The organism is Cryptosporangium aurantiacum (genome assembly GCF_900143005.1).
Lineage (GTDB): Bacteria > Actinomycetota > Actinomycetes > Mycobacteriales > Cryptosporangiaceae > Cryptosporangium > Cryptosporangium aurantiacum.
This window is the reverse complement of record NZ_FRCS01000003.1, coordinates 408,184-423,185: the sequence shown is the minus strand read 5'-3', so window position 1 is coordinate 423,185 and position 15,002 is coordinate 408,184. Positions and strand designations below refer to the sequence as shown.

The window sequence follows — 15,002 nt, the reverse complement described above, 5'->3', positions numbered from 1 at the left end:
AGGAAGCCATGACGGCGACAGCCACCGAAGCACCGGCGAAGATCTGGGCCAACTCCGGGGACTCGCATTTCCTGGAGCCCGATGACCTCTGGTCGTCCAACCTGCCCAAGCGCCTCGCCGACCTGGTGCCGCGGGCCGAGAAGGACCCCGACGGGCTCTGGGAGACCGTGCACATCGATGGACAGTCGTTCCGCCGTCGGCTGCCGAACGTCGCGCAGCAGGAGTTCTACGACCTGTCCAACCGGGCGCCGGGTGCGAAGGACGCGAAGCTCCGCCTCGCCGACCTGGACCAGGAAGGCGTCTGGGCCGAGGTCGTCTTCCCGTCGCTGGGCATGTGGAGCTCGTCGTTCCGCACGCCGGAGGTGTTGCGCGAGGCGCTGAAGGTCAGCAACGACTGGGCGATCGACGCGATCATGAAGGTCTCGCCGCGCCTGGTGCCGACCGCGCAGGTCTCGACGCTGCTGGTCGAGGACGCGATCGCCGAGCTGCAGCGTGCGGCGGGCCTGGGCTACCGGGCCGTCTTCCTGCCGACGACGCCGCACCCGGCGCAGCCGGATTGGAACAACAAGTACTGGATGCCGTTCTGGGCCGCGGCGCAGGAAGCCAACATGGTGCTGGCCTTCCATGTCGGCACCGACCCGGTCGACCTCGCGTCCGGTCAGGCCGTCGGCGTCACCTATCGCGGCCCCGGCGGCGCGGTGCTCAACTACACCGAGACCACGTTCTCCGGCCAGCGGGCCGCGATGAAGCTGGTCACCAGCGGCGCGCTCGACCAGCACCCCAACCTGAAGGTGCTGATCGCCGAGGGTGGCGCCTCCTGGGTCCCGTTCCTGGCCGACCGGATGACCGAGGGTTACCGGCAGCACTCGATGGCGGTGCGGCCGAAGCTGTCCCGGGCGCCGGCAGAGATCCTCTACGAGCAGGTCTACGCCTCGTTCCAGCACGACAAGTCGGCGATCCCGACGGTGATGCACCACGGGTACCGCAACGTCATGTGGGGCAGCGACTACCCGCACATGGAAGGCACTTTCGGCCACACCCAGGAGACGCTGCACGAGCTCTTCGACGGTGTACCGGACGACGTGCGGCACCGCATCACGATCGGCACGTTCAACGAGCTGTTCCCCGGCGTCATCGGCGAACCGCCGGCCGTCGGCGCACCGGCTCCGCAGAGCCAGGCATGACCCGGACGGTTCCGGACGTCGCGATCGTCGGGGTCGGTGCCACGCCGTACTACAAGCGTGGGACCTCCTGGCCGCAGACGAGCACCGAGATGGCAGGCAAGGCGATCCTCGCCGCGTGCGAGGACGCCGGCCTCTCGGTCGCCGACATCGACGGCTTCGCCTACTACTCCGGCGCGGGCGCCGGCTACGGCGAGACGATGGACACCGCGACGTTCATGGAGACCCTCGGCATTCCCGAGGTGACATTCAGCGCCGCGCTGACCTCGGGCGGCGGTGGTTCCGCCGGTTCGATCGGTCTGGCCCGCGCGGCGATCGTCGCCGGCGACGCCACCGTGGTCGTCACCGTGATGACGCTGCAGCAGGCCCGCCAGCGGCTGGGCAGCGTCTTCGCCGCGGTTCCGCCGACGCCGCTGGGCTCGTTCCTCCAGCCGTCCGGACTGTCCGGCCCCGGTCATCTGATGTCGGTGCTGGCCCGCAGGCACATGCACAACTACGGCACCCGGCGGGAGGCGTTCGCCGAAATCGCGATCTCGCAGCGTCTCAACGCTGCCAACCGGCCGACGGCGCTCAAGCGCGATCCGATCACGCTGGACGACTACTTCAACGCGCGGATGATCGCCGAGCCGCTCTGCCTGTTCGACTTCTGCCTGGAGACCGACGGCGCGGTCGCGGTGGTCACCACCAGCCTGGAGCGTGCCCGCGATCTGCGGCAGAAGCCGGTGCCGGTGATCGCGGCTGCTCACGGCGGCCACAAGGACTGGGGCCGGGCGTTCGCGTGGATGGGAATGCCGGACGACACGTTCGCCTCCTCCGGGCACGCCGCGATCGCCGACCGGCTCTACCAGCGGGCGGGGGTGACCCCGGCCGACATCGACGTCGCCTTGCTCTACGACCACTTCACGCCGATGGTTCTCATGCAGCTGGAGGACTACGGGTTCTGCAAGAAGGGTGAGGGCGGCGACTTCGTGGAGAGCGGCGCGATCCGTTACGACGGTGGCTCGCTCCCGGTCAACACCCACGGTGGTCAGCTGTCCGAGGCGTACATCATCGGCATGACGCACATCAAGGAAGCCGTCGAGCAGATGCGCGGCGAGGCGGTCAACCAGGTCGCTGGAGCGGAGCTGGCGCTGGTCACCGGTGGGCCGGCGGCGCTGCCGGTCAGCGGCCTGATCCTGGGGAGGGACTCGTGACCACCGCGACGGCGCTGCCGCCGGAGTACGTCCGGATCGCGACCGACCCGGCGACCGAACCGTTCTGGAACGCGGCCAAGGACGAGCGGCTGGTGGCCCCGAAGTGCGCCCGCTGCGGCCATTTCCGGTTGCCGCCGACCCCGTTCTGCCCGGAGTGCCGGTCGACCGACGTCGAGTGGGTGGAGCTGTCCGGCCAGGCGACCGTGTTCAGTTTCGCGGTCGTGCACGGGTTCCCCGGCCTGCCGGACATCACGCTGGTGCCGGTCGTCGTCGACCTGCCGGACGCGCCCGGTGCCCGGCTTGTCAGCAACGTCATCGACGTCGCGCCGGACGACGTCTACATCGGAATGCCGTTGCACGTGACGTTCGGGCCGATCTCCGACGGCTGGAAGTTGCCGTTGTTCCGCAGTGTCCCAGCCTGAAACGCGCAGAGTCCGAAGGAGGATGGACCGCATGGAGGAAGAGGAGAGCACTCTCCACGATTCGCCGAAGGAGTTCATCTCCGCGCTGGCCAACGTCGGCGGCGGGTGCGACGCCCAGTCGGTGCTGCCGCAGGACGATGGCAGCTACGCCTGCCACTGCACCTGCGGCGAGTGGGACGTCACAGCGATCTCGCAGGCGGACGGCCTGCTGATGGCCCAGAAGCACACCAAGGAATCGATCGGTTTCTGACCGGCCGCGACGGGGCCGCCACCGTTGGACGGTGGCGGCCCTCGCGGTGTCTCAGTCGAGGGGTGCGCATTGCCGTTCGCGTCACGTGTACGTCGCCGAATCGGACCTGGGCACCTCCGGGAACGAGTGCGACAGTGAGGACATCGGACGAGATCGCCACCGTCCACCACCATCTCCCCCCGGGACACCGACGTCCCGGCCCGCTTTCTCGCGGCCGGTCTGACGTCGGTTCCTTCCAGCGACGCAGAGAGGCGGCACCGCGATGAGCGAGTTCGCCGGCGTACCCATCCGTCAGCCCCTAGCGGGTGTACGGGTTCTCGACCTGACCGACGGCTCCGGTGAGCTCTGCGGACGCTATCTCGCGGACCTCGGCGCGGATGTCGTCCTTCTCGAACCGCCGGGCGGTGCCGGCGCTCGCCGGAAGGTGCCGCTCCACCAGGGCGTGAGCCTCTACTTCGCGGCCTACAACGCCAACAAGCGCGGGATCACGCTCGACCTCCGTGACGACCGGGACGCCTTCCTCCGGTTGGTCGACGCGGCGGACCTGCTGATCGAGTCCGGTCGGCCGGGCGAGTTAGCTGCGGTCGGGCTGGGCCCCGACGAGCTGCGAGCCCGTAACCCCCGGGTGATCGTCGTCTCGATCACCGACTTCGGCCAGGACGGCCCGTACCGCGACTGGGTGGCCACCGACTGGACCCAGCTGGCGATGGGCGGTGTCCTGGCACGCAACGGGCTGCCCGGTCTGCCGCCGCTGATGCCGCCAGGGCACCTGGCGGGGGAGTCGGCCGCGCTGCAGGCGGCGTGGGCGGCGCTGGTCGCGTATCGGAACCGTCTCGACACCGGCGTCGGCGACCACGTCGACGCGGCGGTCTACGAGATGACCGCGCAGGTCGTCGACCCGGGTTACGGCATCGCCGGATCGGCCACCGGCGGGGTGCCGGCGCCGGAAATGCCCCGGGGGCGGCCGGACGCGCGCCATCTCTACCCGATCTTCCCGTGCGCGGACGGATACGTCCGGATCTGCCTGCTGGCCAAGCGGCAGTGGCGGGGGATGTTCACCTGGCTGGGAGAGCCGGCCGAGTTCGCCGACCCGAAGTACGACGCGACGCACGTCCGCTTCCGCGCGGCGAAGCAGCTGTACGCGCTGATCGGCGACCTCTTCCGTGACCGCTCGCGGGACGAACTGGTGGCCGAGGGGCAGCGCCACGGGGTGCCGATCGCGGCGCTGCTGAGCCCCGGAGAGGTCCTGCACGGCGACCATTTCGCCGTCCGCGGCGGGTTCGTCGACGCGGAGATCGCCGCTGGTCTGTCGGCTCGGATGCCGACCGGCCCGGCCGAGCTGGACGGCGTCCACGCCGGTTTCCGTCACCGCGCTCCGGCGCCCGGTGAGCACACCGCGGCCGTCCTGGCCGAGTGGCAGCCACGCCCGACTCCCGAGCCTGCCCCGGTTCCGGGCCGTCGCCGGCCACTGGCCGGGCTGCGGGTTCTGGACCTGGGTGTCATCGTCGTCGGCGCCGAACTCGGCCGGTTGCTCGCCGATCAGGGTGCGGACGTGATCAAGGTGGAGAACCGCGCGTTCCCTGACGGCAGCCGCCAGTCGGCCCGCGGCGAACGCCTCTCGGTGACGTTCGCCTGGGGACACCGCAACAAGCGCAGCCTCGGCCTCGACCTGCGCAGCCCGGAGGGTGCGAACCTGTTCCGCCGGCTGGCCACCGACGCGGACGTCATCCTGTCGAACTTCAAGCCGGGGACGCTCGAGTCGCTCGGTCTAGGGTACACGGACCTGAAGGCGCTCAACCCGCGGCTGATCATGGCCGACAGCAGCGCGCTCGGATCCACCGGACCGTGGGCGAAGCGGATGGGCTACGGCCCGCTCGTCCGCGCATCCGTCGGGCTGACCGAACTCTGGCGCTATCCCGACGTCGAAGGCAGCTTCAGCGACGCCAGCACCATCTACCCCGACCACATCGCCGCCCGGGTCGGCGCCACCGCGGTGCTGGCCCTGCTGATCGAGCGCGTGCGGACCGGTACCGGCGGCACGGTGAGCATCGCCCAGGCCGAGACGACGTTCACTCAGTTCGCACCCGAGTTCCTCCGCGAGTCGCTGGAACCGGCAACCTTCCGGGCGCTCGGCAACGCCGGCGAGTGGAACGCTCCCTACGGTGTCTACCCGTGCCTCGGTGAGGACGAGTGGTGCGCGATCACGGTCCGGACCGACGACGACTGGCAGCGGCTGTGCGGTGTCCTCGGCCGGCTCGACTGGGCCGCGGACCCGGCGCTGGCCACCGCGGCCGGCCGGATCGCCGCCAGGGAGAAGCTCGACGCGCAGCTGGCCGAGTGGACCGCCACCCTCGCTCCGCGCGAGGTCATGGCGTTACTTCAGGACGCCGGAGTGCCGGCGGGCGCGATGCAGCGGCTGACCGAATATCCGGCGGATCCCCAGCTCGCCGCACGCGGTTTCCTCCGGCCGGTGACCCATCCGTTCATCGGCCACGAATTCCTCACCGAGGCCGGTCCGGCGCGGTTCGAGCACGTCGCCGAGCCCGAACTCCGGCCCGCCCCGCTGGCCGGTCAGCACACCCGCGAGATCGCCCGCGAGCTCCTCGGCCTCGACGACGCCCGCATCGAGGCGTTGCTCGCGGCCGGGGTCCTCGAGGAGAGCGAGATTTCCGAAGGAGAGCCTTCATGACCGCTGTACTGGTGGAGCGGAGGGGACACGTCCTCCTCGCTACGCTCAACCGGCCGGACGCCCGGAACGCCATCAACCTCGAGGTCGCCGAACTGCTCGGCGACGCGTTGGACGAAGCCGACCGCGACCCGGAGATCCGCGCGTTCGTGCTCACCGGTGCCGGGGACAAGGCGTTCTGCGCCGGGGCCGACCTCAAGGCCCTGGCTCGGGGCGAGCGGCTGATCCCCGAGGGCCGCGCCGCTTGGGGCTTCGCCGGCTACGTCGCCCATCCGGTGAGCGTCCCGACGATCGCCGCGGTGAACGGCTTCGCGCTCGGCGGCGGCACCGAGCTGGCGCTGGCCAGCGACCTGGTCGTCGCGGCCGAGACCGCCCGGTTCGGGCTGCCCGAGGTCAAGCGCGGCCTGATCGCCGCGGCCGGCGGTGTGTTCCGGATGCCCGCGCAGGTTCCGCCCAAAATCGCCATGGAACTCATGCTCACCGGCGAGCCGATCGACGCGCCGACCGCGCAGCGTCTCGGTCTGGTCAACCGGGTGGTCGCCGCCGACAAAGTCGTGGACGAGGCGCTGGCGCTGGCCGACCGGATCGCGGCCAACGCGCCACTGGCGGTTCAGGCCAGCAAGCGGATCGCCCGGGGCATCCGGGACGGACAGGTCGCGGCGGAGGAGGCGGCCTGGGCCCAGAACGACGCGGAAACGGCGGCGATCCTGCGGTCCGAGGACGCCGCCGAGGGGCCACGGGCGTTCGCCGAGAAGCGGGCCCCGATCTGGAGGGCACGATGAGCGCGGGCGCCGCGATCGCCGGTCTCGGCATCACCCCGATGGGCAAGATCTACGGGCGCACGGCCGCGGACTTCGGCGCCGAGGCGATTCGTCTCGCCGTCGCCGACGCCGGTCTGGCACTGTCCGACGTCGACGGTCTGCTGACCAATGCCGGGCTGGCCAGCGACGTCAGCCTGGGGCTTCAGCGCGATCTGGGCCTCCTCAACCTGCGGCTGCTGTCGGAGATCCAGGCGTACGGGTCCTCGGCAGGCGCCATGGTGCAGTACGCGTCGATGGCCGTCGCCGCAGGCATGGCCGACGTCGTCGCCTGCGTCTTCGCGGACGCCCCCCTCAAGGAGAAGGTCGGCGGAGGGGCCGCGTACGCCGGCCGCGGAACGCGGCTGAAGGGCTGGCGCGGGCTGACGGCGGCCAGCGGGATCCTCGGCGCCAACCCGATGTACGCGCTCGCCGCCCGGCGTCACATGCTGACCTACGGGACGACCAGCGAGCAGCTCGGCGCGATCGCGGTCGCGCAGCGGGAGTGGGCCGTGCGCAACCCGCTGGCTCAGATGCGGACGCCGATCACGCTGGAAGACCACCAGGCCTCCCGGATGATCGCCGACCCGTTCCACCTCTTCGACTGCTGCCTGGTCAGCAACGGCGGCGTCGCGGTGATCGTGACCTCGGCCGAGCGGGCCGCGGATCTGCGGCAGCCGGCCGTGAGCGTGCTCGGCTGGGGGCAGTCGCACCCCGGATACCCGATGGCTCGCGGCAGCGAGTTCGGCCTGGTCAGCGGCGCCGCCCAGTCGGGGCCGGCAGCGCTGAAGATGGCCGGGGTGACGCTCGCGGACATCGACGTGGTCGAGCTGTACGACTGCTACACGTTCACGGTGCTGATCTCGCTGGAGGACTACGGGTTCTGCGCGAAGGGCGAGGGCGGTGAGTTCGTGGCCGGCGGCGCGCTGGGCCCGAACGGGCCGCTGAAGGTGAACACCGGCGGGGGCCAGCTGTCCTCGTACTACATGTGGGGCATGACGCCGCTCTCGGAGGCGATCATCCAGGCCCGCGGCCAGGGCGGCGACCGACAGGCCGACCGGCACGACCTCGTGCTGGTGAGCGGCAACGGCGGCGTCCTCGACCATCACTCGACGCTGATTCTGGGAGCGTGACATGGCTGTCGGAAGCGTGCACCGCGACGCGGCGACTGCGGAGTTCTTCGACGGAACGGCCGCCGGCCACCTGCTGATCCGGCGTTGCGAGGACTCCGGGGACCTGTTGGCTCCGCAGTCCCGGACGTGTGACGCCTGCGGATCCGACCGGCTGGCCTGGACGCCGGCGAACGGAACCGGATCGGTGGTGAGCTGGTCGGTCGTGCACGGCCGCGACGGGGAGTGCACGGTCGTGGCGATCGTCGAGCTGGACGAGGGACCGTGGCTACACACCCAGCTCGTCGACGTCGACCCGGATGCGATCACCGGCGGACAGCGGGTCACCGTCGCCTTCGAACGCCCCGAGCCCGACGCCGAAGCCGTTCCGGTCTTTCGCAGCGCGGCCCCCTCCCGGCCGTCGAAGACTTAGCGTCGTCGGTTCCCGGGCTTGAGAGAGGGGTCGCCGGTCATGTGGGCGGTGCCGGCGATGTCCGTGCCGGGCCGCACGACCTCGTCGATCGCGTCCAGGACGCCGGCGTCCAGCGTCACCTCGGCGGCACCGAGGACGTCGTCGAGTTGCTCCTTCGTCTTCGGGCCGATGATCGTCGACGTCACCGCCGGGTGGGCGTCGACGAAGGCCAGCGACAGGTGGGTGAGGGAGAGCCCGGCGTCGTCGGCGATCTTCTGCAGCGCCTCGACGGCTTCGTAGCGGATCGGTGTGGCCGGATCGTCTTCGAGGCTGTGGCGACGCATCCGGGCCATCGCGCCACCCTCGGCATACCGGGAACCGGCCGGTGCGTCCGCTCCGCGCCGGTACTTTCCGGTGAGCCATCCGCCCGCGAGCGGGCTCCACGGAATGACGCCCATCCCGTGCCGCAGGGTGGCCGGCAGCACGGCCTTCTCCACCGAGCGGGCGAAGATCGAGTACTGCGGCTGCTCACAGACGAACCGCTCGCTGCGTCGACGGTGCGCCGCCCACTGCGCCTCGACGATCCAGTCCGCGGGAAACGTCGAGGAGCCGAGGTAGCGGACCTTCCCGGCGCGGACGAGGTCGGTCAGCGCGCCGAGTGTCTCCTCCAGGTCGGTGTCCCAGTCGTGGCGGTGCACCTGGTAGAGGTCGATGTAGTCGGTGCCGAGCCGCCGCAGGCTGTCCTCGATGGCCCGGGTGATCCAGCGCCGGGAGCCGCCGCGTTGGTTGCGGTCGTCACCCATGGGGTTGAAGCACTTGGTGGCGAGCACGACGTCGTCGCGCCGGCCGCGGAGGGCCTTGCCGACGATCTGTTCGCTCTCGCCGCGGGAGTACACGTCGGCGGTGTCGACGAAGTTGATCCCGGCGTCCAGCGCGCGGTGAATGATCCGCTCCGACTCGTCGTGGTCGCGGTTGCCGATGGCGCCGAACATCATGGCGCCGAGGCACTGCACGCTGACCTCGACCCCGGTGCGGCCGAGCTTGCGGTAGCGCATGGTGTACCTAGCTTCCTTTGTTTGTGTCGTCGAGGCTAGCCGCTGAGGCGGCCCGGGTGCTCCCTAAACTGGGTACGGCATGGATATCCAGCAGCTTCGCTACTTCGTCGCGGTCGCCGAGGAACGCCACTTCGGGCGAGCCGCCGAGCGGCTGCACCTGACGGCATCGCCGCTCTCCCGCCGGATCCGCGAACTCGAACGCGAGCTCGGCGCCGATCTGTTCGTCCGCGGCTACCACACGGTCGAGCTGACCGCCGTCGCCACGGAGTTCCTCCCGGCCGCCCGGGATGTCCTGGAGCGTTTCGACGCGCTTCGCGCGTTCGGCTCCCTGGCCGCCGACGCCGTCCCGACGCGTCGGATCGGCGCGACGCCGCTCGCACCGCCGGGCGCTCTCGACCTCGTGCTGGACACGCTGGCGGCGGTGCGTCCCGCGGTCGATGCCGATCTGACGCTCGAGCCGTCCCAGCAGCTCTTCGGGCGGCTCGCGGCGGGCAGACTCGACCTGGCCGTCGTGCATCTGCCGGTGGACGTGCCGGGGCTCGACTCGTTGCCGATCGGCCGGTACCGGTTCGCGGTCGCGATGCGCGCGGATGACGAGTTCGCGGGCCGGGACTCGGTGGACATCGGCGAGCTGACGCGGCGTCAGGTGTTGATGATCTCCGGCAAGGTCCACCCGGCGGCCGTGGGTAACCTCCGCCGGTTCCTGATCGACGCGGGCATCACCCGGATCGTTGATCTCCCGCACGACGACGCCGTGCAGGTCGCCGCGCACATCACCCGCTACCGGAGCCTGTCGTTGGTGCTCGGCGACCCGCGGCAGCCGGGTGCGCGGGTGTTCGACGGGCCGGAGTACGCGGTGGTCCCGCTCCGGGACCCCGGTCCGCTGTTCGAGGTAGGCGTAGCCTGGCCGGCCGAACGCGCCCTGCGTGACCCGGTGTTGGCGGAGGTGTTGGCGGAGCTCCGGAGGGCGACGCTGCAGCGGTTCTGAGTGAGATCACTTCGTTTAGATAGATAGCTAGGTTAACCTTCAGGGATCACGATGTGGTGTCCTGAAGGAGACGGCATGGAACTCGAGGGTGTATCGGCGATCGTCACCGGTGGAGCCGGTGGCCTGGGCGAGGCCACGGTCCGGGCGCTGGCGAACGCCGGTGTGGGTGTGGTCGTCGCCGACCTCGCCGAGGACAAGGGAATGGTGCTCGCCGACGAGGTGGGCGACCGGGTGCGGTTCGTCCGTACCGATGTAACCGACGAAGCGTCGGTACAGGAGGCGATCGCGGCCGCGTCCGAGCTCGGCCCGCTGCGGATCGCGGTGAGCGCGCACGGTGGCCCGGTGGCGGCGTCGCGCCTGATCGGCCGGGACGGCACGCCGTACCCCCTGGATACCTTCCGGCGCACGGTCGAGATCTACCTGACCGGTACGTTCAACGTCCTCCGGCTCGCTGCGGCCGCGATCGCCGCCACCGAGCCGCTGGAGTCCGGCCAGCGCGGCGTCGTCGTCAACACCGCGAGCATCGCCGCGTTCGAGGGACAGGTCGGGCAGACCGACTACTCGGCGGCCAAGGGCGGTGTCGTCGGGCTCGGCCTGGTCGCCGCCCGTGACCTCGCGCCGCTGGGCGTCCGGGTGATGACGATCGCTCCCGGTACGTTTTTCACGCCGGCCTTCCGGCTGCCCGAGGAAGAGGCTCAGGAGCGTTGGGGCAAGGCGGTTCCGAACCCCCGCCGAATGGGCCGTCCGGCCGAGTTCGGTGCCCTGGTCGAGCATATCGCTCGCAACGACTATCTCAACGGCGAGGTCATCCGGCTCGACGGCGCGCAGCGCTTCGGCCTGAAGTGAACTCGGTCGATGCCGGTGTCCTGCTGATTCGGCTGATCGTCGGTGCCACGCTGCTGATGCACGCGTGGAACCACTGGTTCGGCGGCGGGAAGATCGCCGGGACCGCCGGCTGGTTCGAGAGCCTGGGGTTACGCCCCGGCCGCATGCAGGCCTGGGCGAGCGTCGCCACCGAGATCGCCGCCGGGCTCGGCCTGATCCTCGGCTTGCTCACGCCGCTCGCATGCGCGGCCGCGATCGGGCCGATGCTCGTCGCCGGAATCACCGCGCATCGGAAGAACGGGTTCTTCGTCTTCAAGGACGGCTGGGAGTACGTGCTGATGATCGCGGTCGTCGCAGCGGCGATCGCGCTGATCGGCCCGGGCGCGGCGTCGCTCGACGACGCGCTGGACATCGTGGCTCGCGGGCCGTTGGGGCTGGCGATCGCAGTCGTCGGCGGCGTCGGCGGCGCCGCGCTGCTGCTGGCCGCCACGTGGCGACCGTCGCGATAGAACAGTGGCCCGCTCCACGAACTCCGGGAGCGGGCCACCGCGGTTCAGTGGTTCAGCGGTTGAGCGGGTCGCGGGGGAGACCGAGGATCCGCTCGGAGATGACGTTACGGCTGATCTCCGACGTTCCGCCGGCGATCGTCATCGCCCGGGACATCAGGTAGTTGGCGGCGAGCGCCGGCTCCGACCCGTCGATCGCCGCCGGTCCGGCCAGGAGCAGGCTGAGCTCGCTGATCGACTGTGACAACTCGGCGACGATGAGCTTGGTGATCGCGCCCTCGATGCTCGGCTCGGTGCTCCCGGCGACCGCACGCACCACCATGCGCAGGTTGAGCAGGCGTCCGGCCTGCTCGTCGGCGATCAGCCGGCCGTAGGCACGCAGCAGGCCGGCATCGGTGACGCGGTACTTGGCGATCGGGTCGGCCAGCGAGGCCGCGCCGGTCCGCAGGTTCGCGTCACCGCCGATCGACACCCGCTCGTTGCCCAGCGTGGCCCTGGCCACGGTCCAGCCCGCGTTGACCGCACCGACGACGTCCTCGTCGGGGACGAAGACGTCGTCGAAGAACACCTCGTTGAAGATCGCCTCCCCGGTGATCTCGCGCAGCGGCCGTACCTCGACGCCCGGCGCGGTCAGGTCGACCACCACGGTCGTGATGCCCTTGTGCTTGGCCGCCTGCGGATCGGTGCGCACGGTCGCCAGACCGCGGTTGCACAGGTGCGCGTTGCTGGTCCAGACCTTCTGGCCGGTGACCCGCCACCCGCCGTCGACCTTCGTCGCCCGGCTCTGTACGGCCGCGGCGTCGGAACCGGCGTTCGGCTCGCTGAACAGCTGGCACCAGACCAGGTCGCCGCGAAGGCTGGCCGGGATCCAGCGCTCGATCTGCTCGGGGGTGGCGTGCTGTGCGATCGTCAGCGTGACCCACCCGCCGATGCCGAGCGCCGGAATCTCGATGTCGGCGAGCTCCTCCTCGATCACCAGCTGCTCGACCGCTCCGGCAGCCCGGCCCCACGGCTTCTGCCAGTGCGGCACTAGGTAGCCGGAGTCGACGAGCAGCTGTCGCCGGTCGGCGGCAGGGGCGGCGCGGAACGACTCGACGAAGGCCCGCGCCTCGACCCGAAACGTCTCGGCCTCGGGGGGCAGGTCGACCGCGTACTCCCGGTGCACGCCGGCCCGGGCCAGTGCCGAGACGTCGTCCTCGGCCTCGGCGACCGGGCCCCAGAGAGCGGCCAGCGCGATCGCGCGTCGCAGGTAGAGGTGGGCGTCGTGCTCCCAGGTGAACCCGATACCGCCGAGAACCTGGATCGCCTTCTGCGCGTTCGTCTGGTACGCGCGCAGTGCGACCGCGGCGGCCACTGCGGACGCCAGGTCGGCTTGCGCCGCGTCCCCTCCGGAGGCGCGAGCCGCGTCCCAGGCCGAGGCGGTGGCGGCTTCAGCGTCCACCAGCATGTTCGCCAGGTGGTGTTTGACCGCCTGGAAGCTCCCGATGGTCCGTCCGAACTGCTGCCGAACCTTGGCGTACTCGAGAGCCATCGCCAGGGTGGCCTGGGCACCTCCGGCGGCCTCGGCGGCGGCCAGCGCCCGTCCGATCCGGATCGCGACCCGGGCCGCACCGGGCAGAACCGGCGCGGCCACCCCGGAGACGGAGATCCGGGCTGCGCCCAGTGCCGGGTCCAGCCCAGGGGTGGGCTCGACCGCGATGTTCGCGGTGGACAGCACCACGAGGTCGTCCGTCCCCACTCGCAGGACGACGTGATCCGCCCACACCGCCCCCGGCACCGGCCCGACCGTTCCGGACAGCGTGCCGTCGGTGAGGTCCAGGGATCCGACCAGGCCGAGGGCCGCGATCTCCGACCCGTCGGCGAGCGCGGGCAGGAGCGCTGACCTCACCGCGTCGGACGCGACGGCGTTCACCACGGCGGCGCCCGCCACGGCGGTGAGAAAGGGGCCAGGAGCGACCGCGGTGCCGAGCTGTTCGGCGACCACCGCCAACTCTGGCAGGCCGGCGTCCGAACCGCCGTACTCCTCCGGCAGGTGCAGTCCGACCCACCCGAGATCGGCGACCTGCTTCCACGACGCGCCCGGACCGGCCGGGGCGTCGGCCAACGCATCGCGTGTGGCGTGACGCAGGTCCTGGGCGGCCGCGAACGAGCGGACGACATCGGCCAGCTGACGATGGTCGTCGGTGAGAGCGATGGGCATGGATGCCTCCGAGAGCAGCGGTGCAGGCGAAGTGGTCTACGCAAACCTAGTAAGCCAAGTTAGATATCTGTTATACCTGGTTCATGACCGAGACTGCTGAGCGTTTCGGCGTCCTGACCGACGAGGCGATCGATCGCTCCCGCCGTCGGATCGGGATCCCGCAGCCGCTGCCGAACCCCCCGCACAACTACGAGGTCACCTGGGACGCGACCCGGCACTTCGCTTTCGGGTACGGGGACGACAATCCCCTGTACTGCGATCCGGAGTACGCGCGGAGCACTCGATGGGGATCGCTGATCGCGCCCCCCACGTTCCTCTACACGATGGGGGAGGACGCCGCCCCCAAACCGGACCCGGAGACGAAGGCACTGCTCAAGGGTGATCCGTTCGCCGGCCTGGGCTCGTACCAGGCCGTCATGGAGTTCGAGTTCTGGCGGCCGTTCGTACTCGGCGATCGCGCGAAGTGTCTCCGCACGCAGGTCGGCGTCGTGCCGAAGGACAGCCAGTTCGGCAAGCGGACCGCGCACGTGACGCACGACTTCATCTTCGCCAACCAGCACGGCGAGCCGGTCTGCCTCCAGCGCGGCACCTGGATCAACGCGGAGCGGCACACCACCCGGGAACGCAAGAAGGAGCAGGAGGTTGCCGAGCCCTACACGCCCGAGCAGCTGGCCGAGATCGACGCGCTGTACGCCGCCGAGACCCGCCGCGGTGCCGAGGTCCGGTACTGGGAGGACGTCGTCGTCGGCGAGGAGCTGCAGAAGAAGGCCAAGGGGCCGCTGACCACGACCGACGTCGTGGTCTGGCACGCGGGCTGGGGAATGCAGCTCACACCGCCCGGCGCGTTCAAGATCGCCGCGCGGGTCCGGGCCAAGGCACCCGGCCTGTACCCGGCGAACGGTCTCAACGTCCCTGACACGGTTCAACGCCTGCACTGGGAGCCGGCCAGGGCGCAGGAGCTGGGCCTGCCCACCTCCTACGACTACGGCGCGATGCGCGAGACCTGGCTGACGCACCTGCTCACCGACTGGATCGGGGACGACGGGTGGCTGTGGAAGCTCTCCGTCCAGCACCGCCGCTTCAACTTCGTCGGCGACACGACGTTCCTCACCGGTGAAGTCGTCGACAAGCGGCAGGTCGACGGGCGTCACGAGGTAGAGATCGCGCTGCGGTGCACGAACCAGCGAGGCGTGGTGACCTCGCCGGCCACCGCGATCGTGCTGCTGCCGACAAGGAGCGCCCCGGTGACGCTGCCGACGCCGCCTGCCGACTCGCTCGACGGCATCGTCCAGGTGGAGATGGCCCGGATCGCGGCGTCGGGCTGAGCCCGCGACAGCATACGGACGCCCGGCCGGGAAGGCCGGGCGTCCGTTTCTGC

14 protein-coding genes are annotated in these 15,002 nt (G+C 70.7%); 12 read left to right on the top strand and 2 right to left on the bottom strand.

What is annotated here, in order from left to right:
- The first annotated feature begins 8 nt into the window (after positions 1–8).
- The 8 genes from BUB75_RS12850 to BUB75_RS12815 all read left to right on the top strand — a co-directional run bounded on the left by BUB75_RS12850 (position 9) and on the right by BUB75_RS12815 (position 8,071).
- The gene (locus BUB75_RS12850; protein WP_073256340.1) at positions 9–1,184 is read left to right on the top strand and encodes an amidohydrolase family protein; all 1,176 of its coding nucleotides are present in this window, start codon (positions 9–11) and stop codon (positions 1,182–1,184) included.
- Positions 1,181–2,374: a thiolase C-terminal domain-containing protein gene (locus BUB75_RS12845; RefSeq protein ID WP_073256337.1), complete on the top strand. Its 1,194-nt coding sequence runs from the start codon at positions 1,181–1,183 to the stop codon at positions 2,372–2,374. Before BUB75_RS12850 ends, BUB75_RS12845 begins: the two co-directional genes overlap by 4 nt.
- A complete protein-coding gene (locus BUB75_RS12840) occupies positions 2,371–2,796 on the top strand; it encodes a Zn-ribbon domain-containing OB-fold protein (protein ID WP_073256334.1) in 426 nt (141 codons plus the stop codon). Before BUB75_RS12845 ends, BUB75_RS12840 begins: the two co-directional genes overlap by 4 nt.
- A 31-nt stretch (positions 2,797–2,827) precedes the next feature.
- On the top strand, positions 2,828–3,046 hold the full coding sequence (locus BUB75_RS46210; RefSeq protein ID WP_178379850.1) for a hypothetical protein: 219 nt from the start codon (positions 2,828–2,830) through the stop codon (positions 3,044–3,046).
- 262 nt (positions 3,047–3,308) lie between these two features.
- Positions 3,309–5,735 (top strand): CaiB/BaiF CoA transferase family protein, encoded by a 2,427-nt coding sequence (locus BUB75_RS12830; protein ID WP_073256328.1) that lies wholly within the window; start codon positions 3,309–3,311, stop codon positions 5,733–5,735.
- Complete coding sequence (locus tag BUB75_RS12825; protein WP_073256325.1) at positions 5,732–6,514, top strand: crotonase/enoyl-CoA hydratase family protein; 783 nt, start codon at positions 5,732–5,734, stop codon at positions 6,512–6,514. The genes BUB75_RS12830 and BUB75_RS12825 overlap by 4 nt, the downstream gene beginning before the upstream one ends.
- Complete coding sequence (locus BUB75_RS12820; RefSeq protein WP_073256322.1) at positions 6,511–7,662, top strand: thiolase family protein; 1,152 nt, start codon at positions 6,511–6,513, stop codon at positions 7,660–7,662. Before BUB75_RS12825 ends, BUB75_RS12820 begins: the two co-directional genes overlap by 4 nt.
- 1 nt (position 7,663) lies before the next feature.
- The gene (locus BUB75_RS12815) at positions 7,664–8,071 is read left to right on the top strand and encodes a Zn-ribbon domain-containing OB-fold protein (protein ID WP_073256319.1); all 408 of its coding nucleotides are present in this window, start codon (positions 7,664–7,666) and stop codon (positions 8,069–8,071) included.
- Here BUB75_RS12815 and BUB75_RS12810 read toward each other — a convergent pair.
- Positions 8,068–9,105, bottom strand: coding sequence for an aldo/keto reductase (locus tag BUB75_RS12810; RefSeq protein WP_073256316.1), 1,038 nt, complete (start codon positions 9,103–9,105; stop codon positions 8,068–8,070). The genes BUB75_RS12815 and BUB75_RS12810 overlap by 4 nt on opposite strands.
- Before the next feature lie 79 nt (positions 9,106–9,184).
- Here BUB75_RS12810 and BUB75_RS12805 point away from each other — a divergent pair, with 79 nt between their 5' ends.
- The 3 genes from BUB75_RS12805 to BUB75_RS12795 all read left to right on the top strand — a co-directional run bounded on the left by BUB75_RS12805 (position 9,185) and on the right by BUB75_RS12795 (position 11,427).
- Positions 9,185–10,093, top strand: a complete 909-nt coding sequence (locus BUB75_RS12805; RefSeq protein WP_073256313.1) for a LysR family transcriptional regulator — start codon at positions 9,185–9,187, stop codon at positions 10,091–10,093.
- A gap of 75 nt (positions 10,094–10,168) precedes the next feature.
- Positions 10,169–10,939, top strand: a complete 771-nt coding sequence (locus tag BUB75_RS12800) for an SDR family NAD(P)-dependent oxidoreductase (protein ID WP_073256310.1) — start codon at positions 10,169–10,171, stop codon at positions 10,937–10,939.
- Entirely contained in the window at positions 10,936–11,427 is a 492-nt protein-coding gene (locus BUB75_RS12795) for a DoxX family protein (RefSeq protein WP_073256307.1), read from the top strand. The genes BUB75_RS12800 and BUB75_RS12795 overlap by 4 nt, the downstream gene beginning before the upstream one ends.
- 52 nt (positions 11,428–11,479) lie before the next feature.
- On the opposite strand, the gene BUB75_RS12790 is transcribed toward BUB75_RS12795, so the two are convergent.
- Positions 11,480–13,624: an acyl-CoA dehydrogenase family protein gene (locus BUB75_RS12790; RefSeq protein ID WP_073256304.1), complete on the bottom strand. Its 2,145-nt coding sequence runs from the start codon at positions 13,622–13,624 to the stop codon at positions 11,480–11,482.
- Between the two features lie 83 nt (positions 13,625–13,707).
- On the opposite strand from BUB75_RS12790, the gene BUB75_RS12785 reads away from it, so the two are divergent.
- Positions 13,708–14,949 (top strand): FAS1-like dehydratase domain-containing protein, encoded by a 1,242-nt coding sequence (locus BUB75_RS12785; protein WP_073256301.1) that lies wholly within the window; start codon positions 13,708–13,710, stop codon positions 14,947–14,949.
- The last annotated feature ends 53 nt before the right edge of the window (positions 14,950–15,002 follow it).

Bases quoted from the DNA above. Each gene is read 5' to 3' on its own strand.
- BUB75_RS12850 (WP_073256340.1), top strand. From the start codon at position 9: ATGACGGCGACAGCCACCGAAGCACCGGCGAAGATCTGGGCCAACTCC.
- BUB75_RS12845 (WP_073256337.1), top strand. From the start codon at position 1,181: ATGACCCGGACGGTTCCGGACGTCGCGATCGTCGGGGTCGGTGCCACG.
- BUB75_RS46210 (WP_178379850.1), top strand. From the start codon at position 2,828: ATGGAGGAAGAGGAGAGCACTCTCCACGATTCGCCGAAGGAGTTCATC.
- BUB75_RS12830 (WP_073256328.1), top strand. From the start codon at position 3,309: ATGAGCGAGTTCGCCGGCGTACCCATCCGTCAGCCCCTAGCGGGTGTA.
- BUB75_RS12825 (WP_073256325.1), top strand. From the start codon at position 5,732: ATGACCGCTGTACTGGTGGAGCGGAGGGGACACGTCCTCCTCGCTACG.
- BUB75_RS12820 (WP_073256322.1), top strand. From the start codon at position 6,511: ATGAGCGCGGGCGCCGCGATCGCCGGTCTCGGCATCACCCCGATGGGC.
- BUB75_RS12815 (WP_073256319.1), top strand. From the start codon at position 7,664: ATGGCTGTCGGAAGCGTGCACCGCGACGCGGCGACTGCGGAGTTCTTC.
- BUB75_RS12810 (WP_073256316.1), bottom strand. From the start codon at position 9,105: ATGCGCTACCGCAAGCTCGGCCGCACCGGGGTCGAGGTCAGCGTGCAG.
- BUB75_RS12805 (WP_073256313.1), top strand. From the start codon at position 9,185: ATGGATATCCAGCAGCTTCGCTACTTCGTCGCGGTCGCCGAGGAACGC.
- BUB75_RS12800 (WP_073256310.1), top strand. From the start codon at position 10,169: ATGGAACTCGAGGGTGTATCGGCGATCGTCACCGGTGGAGCCGGTGGC.
- BUB75_RS12790 (WP_073256304.1), bottom strand. From the start codon at position 13,624: ATGCCCATCGCTCTCACCGACGACCATCGTCAGCTGGCCGATGTCGTC.
- BUB75_RS12785 (WP_073256301.1), top strand. From the start codon at position 13,708: ATGACCGAGACTGCTGAGCGTTTCGGCGTCCTGACCGACGAGGCGATC.